This window comes from Bradyrhizobium hipponense, from assembly GCF_008123965.1.
In the GTDB taxonomy this organism is placed as follows: Bacteria; Pseudomonadota; Alphaproteobacteria; order Rhizobiales; family Xanthobacteraceae; genus Bradyrhizobium; species Bradyrhizobium hipponense.
Genome location: NZ_VSTH01000310.1, coordinates 1 through 1204, shown reverse-complemented (window position 1 = coordinate 1204; position 1204 = coordinate 1). Strand labels below are relative to the sequence as shown.

Genomic DNA, 1204 nt, shown 5'->3' with positions numbered 1-1204 from the left:
GCCCCATAGCATCTTCACAACAAGAGACTCATGCATCGCAGCAAACTGCGCCTCATTCGATCACCTCGTCGGCGCGGAGGAGTAACGAGGTCGGCACGGTGAGGCCGAGTGCTTTGGCAGTCTTCATATTGATCACGAAGTCGAATTTGCTCGGCTGCTCTACCGGCAGATCGGACGGCTTGGCGCCTTTGAGGATCTTGTCAACGTAGCCGCCTGCACGGCGGAACATATCGGCTATATCGGGGCCGTAGACGATCAATCCGCCACTGGCAAACTGTCGTGAGAAATGAACCGCAGGCAGACGATATTTCGCCGCGAGCGCGATAACTCGGGGGGCCTCGACAACAGTGAGAGTATCCCCGAAAACGATGATTGCATCGGCGCGCTGAGCGGCGGCAGAGGCAAAGGCAGAATCAAGTTCCTCGGCCGTGGTCGCCTGAACTATCGGCAAAGCCATGCCTAGGTTGCGGGCCGTACTGGGTACCTCATCCGCTAACAACAGCCTATGCATCGGGTTGTCTGGATTGACCAGGATCGCAATTTGCGAGGCATCAGGCACCACTTCCCGGAGAATTTCTATTCGTTTTGCGACGAAATTTCCCGGCACGTAGGTCGCAAGCCCCGTTACGTTGCCGCCCGGACGCGCTAGGCTTTGCACGAGGCCAAGTCCCACGGGGTCGGCCACAGCTACGAATACAATGGGAATGGTGGCAGTTGCCGATCTCAGGGCTTTGGTTGCCTGTGGTGCCGCGACGATGAGCACATCGGGACTGAGAGCAATCAGACCGGCAACTGAAGCTGGCAGTCGGTCCGGGGGTAGGGAAAAACGATAGTCGATAATCAGGTTTCTTCCTTCTATCCAACCATGGTTTCGCAGCCCATCAAACAACGCAAGCTCGGCTTGATTGAGCGCCTGGCCGCCTCCGTCACCTACGGCAAGAAAGCCAAGTCGATGGCGTCTACCCTGCGCCCGCAAACGCCGTGCCGAAACGAGTAACGCCGCAGCGGCTGCTATGAACTGTCGCCGCTTCATATGACCCTCATCGCAACTTGAGGACGACGCGGTGCAGAGTATCAGTTCTCGACAGTCGTGGCATCTGGGACGTGCAATGCTGCGTCGCAAAGCGGCGCGATGGCGTATGCCCGCAATAGGTCAAAATCGGCGATCTAGGCCGCTGCAAGCCGCTTTCGCGGTAGGGACGCG

1 protein-coding gene is annotated in these 1204 nt (G+C 58.1%); it reads right to left on the bottom strand.

Annotated elements, in window-relative coordinates; translation table 11 throughout:
* Positions 1 to 52: 52 nt before the first annotated feature.
* Positions 53 to 1033 carry an ABC transporter substrate-binding protein gene (locus tag FXV83_RS42255; protein ID WP_148745890.1) on the bottom strand — a complete coding sequence of 327 codons (981 nt, stop codon included), beginning with the start codon at positions 1031 to 1033 and terminating at the stop codon, positions 53 to 55.
* Between the last annotated feature and the right edge of the window lie 171 nt (positions 1034 to 1204).

What these genes read in the sequence shown, in the direction of transcription:
- FXV83_RS42255 (WP_148745890.1), bottom strand. Translation starts at nt 1,033, where the DNA reads ATGAAGCGGCGACAGTTCATAGCAGCCGCTGCGGCGTTACTCGTTTCG.